This window comes from Cellulosimicrobium sp. CpK407, assembly GCF_051844275.1.
GTDB lineage: Bacteria > Actinomycetota > Actinomycetes > Actinomycetales > Cellulomonadaceae > Cellulosimicrobium > Cellulosimicrobium cellulans_G.
This window is the reverse complement of record NZ_JBGNYC010000094.1, coordinates 1-2,237: the sequence shown is the minus strand read 5'-3', so window position 1 is coordinate 2,237 and position 2,237 is coordinate 1. Positions and strand designations below refer to the sequence as shown.

General features: G+C 77.0%; 2 protein-coding genes. One reads left to right on the top strand and one right to left on the bottom strand.

What is annotated here, in order from left to right; translation table 11 throughout:
- The coding region (locus ABWU78_RS20840; RefSeq protein WP_439159384.1) for a patatin-like phospholipase family protein at window positions 1-799 on the bottom strand (799 nt) is incomplete at its 3' end.
- An 81-nt stretch (window positions 800-880) separates the two neighbouring features.
- On the opposite strand from ABWU78_RS20840, the gene ABWU78_RS20835 reads away from it, so the two are divergent.
- Complete coding sequence (locus tag ABWU78_RS20835; protein WP_439159383.1) at window positions 881-2,143, top strand: cell division protein PerM; 1,263 nt, start codon at window positions 881-883, stop codon at window positions 2,141-2,143.
- Window positions 2,144-2,237: the final 94 nt, after the last annotated feature.

Here is a 2,237-nt window from a genome sequence, read left to right as displayed (position 1 = left end):
ACGACGAGGCGGCGCGCGCTCGGGTCGTGTCGAGCCGGCGCGACGACGAGAGCCGGTCGTCGCCGGGCAGCGGCCCGCCGCTGGGCAGGACGTGGACGGTCACGTCGTCGGGGACCTCGGCGAGCTCGCGCGCGAACCGGTGCCGCCGGGAGATCTCGAACGTCACCTTCGCGACCTCGACCGCGGTCCGCGGCGGCCGCAACGGCTCCTCGATCCGCCCGACCTGGAGCACCCAGACCGTCCGTGCGCCGCGGCGCACCGCCTCGCCCAGCGGGATCGAGGAGACCACCCCGCCGTCCACGTAGTGCTCGTCGCCGATGCGCGTGGGCGGCAGCGCGCCCGGGACGGACGCCGAGGCGAGCACGGCGTCGACCAACGGACCCTCGCTGAACCAGCGCTCCGCCGCGCGCTCGATCGACGCCGCGGCGACGACGAGGGGCACGGCGAGGTCGGCGAACGTCGTGCGCTCGCCGAGCACCTGGCGCAACAGCGCGCGCAGGGGAGCCGGGCTGGCGAGGTGGGTGCGCGTCGTCGCGAGCCGGTGCACCTGCCGGTACCACGCCTCGCCGTAGACCTGCGCGGCCGCGGGCGACGACCAGGCGGACTCGAGGCGAGGGACGACCGCGGGCGTCGGGTCCGCCGCGAGGGCCGCCCCGTTGATCGCACCGATCGACGTCCCGACCACCAGGTCGGGCGTGATGCCGCGTTCCAGCAGCGCACGCAGCATGCCGATCTGGACGGCGCCCCGGACCCCGCCCCCGCCCAGGACGAACGCGGTCGGGGCGGGCGGCGTCGTCATGGACCGATCGTAGGCGCGGGTAGGCTGGCGCGCCGGGGCGAATGCCGCAGACCGACCACTCGATCGACGACGATGGGCACCATGAGCACCACCAGCACGACGCGTGGTGCGCGCACGCGCACCGTGGACGGCAGCCCGGCCCCCGCACCGGTCGTGGTCCGGCGCGGGCCCTCGGGAGTGCTCGCCGCGCTCCAGGCGCTCGCGCTGTCGCTCGCCGTCGTGGTGCTGCCCGGCGTCGTCGCCTTCCTCGCGTCGTCCACCGGGTCCCCCGAGGGCTCCGGGTGGGGGCAGTCGGTGACGATCGCCGCGGGATTCTGGCTCCTCGGGCACGGGGTCCCGCTCGTCGCGAGCGGGACGACGGTCACGCTGGTGCCGCTCGGACTCACCGCCCTCGCGCTGTTCTGCTGCTTCGCGTCTGCCCGACGATCCGCGCACACGACCCTGTCCGCCTGGGTCGCGGGCACCGTGACCTATGCCCTCGCGACGCTCGGCGTCGCGCTGCTCGCCGGGTCGACGCCCCCGTGGGGTCTCGGCGTCGCGGTCGTCGGGGGCGCCGTCGTCGGCGGGCTCGGCCTCGGCGCCGGGATCCTCGCCCGACCCGACGCGCCCCTCGTCGGCGACCTCACGCAGCGGCTCGACCGGTGGCTCCCGCCGTCGGTACGACTGGGCCTGCGCGGCGGCCTGCTCGGCACGAGCCTGCTGGCCGGAGTCTCCGCCGTCGTCGTCGGGGCGTGGCTGGTGGCCGGGCGTGCGACGTCGGGCGACATCGTCGCCGGGCTCGTGCCCGGGACCGTCGGGGGCATCGTCCTGGCGCTCGCGCAGCTCGCCGTCCTGCCGAACGTCGTGGCCTGGGCCGGGGCGTGGCTCGTCGGGCCGGGCTTCGCCGTCGGCGAGGGCAGCACGTTCGCCCCGACCGGCTCCGAGCCCGGCGCGCTGCCGGCGATCCCGCTGCTCGGCGCCTTGCCCGGCGACGACTGGACCAACCCGCTGACGCCGTGGGTGCCGGCCGTCGTCGTCGCGCTCGGCGTGGTGGTCGGTGCCTTCGTGTGGCGCCGCCTGCGCGACGTGACAGGCACCCACCCGGACGACGACGTCCGGTGGCTCGACGTGAGCCTCGCCCTGGGCGGGGTCGCGCTCGGCGCGGGACTGCTCGTCGGGGCGGTGAGCTGGCTCGCGGGCGGCGCGGTCGGGCCCGGGCGGCTCGAGGTCGTCGGCGCCGACGCGCTCGTCGTCGGAGCCCTCGCGGCGGCGGAGATCGGCGGCGGCGCCGCGCTCGCGATCCTCTGGGCGCGGCTCGACGTCCTGGGCCGCCACCACGGCGCCCCCCTCGACGACGAGCCCTGACGCCGAGATAGAGCCCCGGTCCGTCGAGGCAGAGCCGTGGTTCGGTGAGGTGGCGTGGTCGGGTCTCAAGCCCGCGGGGTCAGGTCCGCGGTGC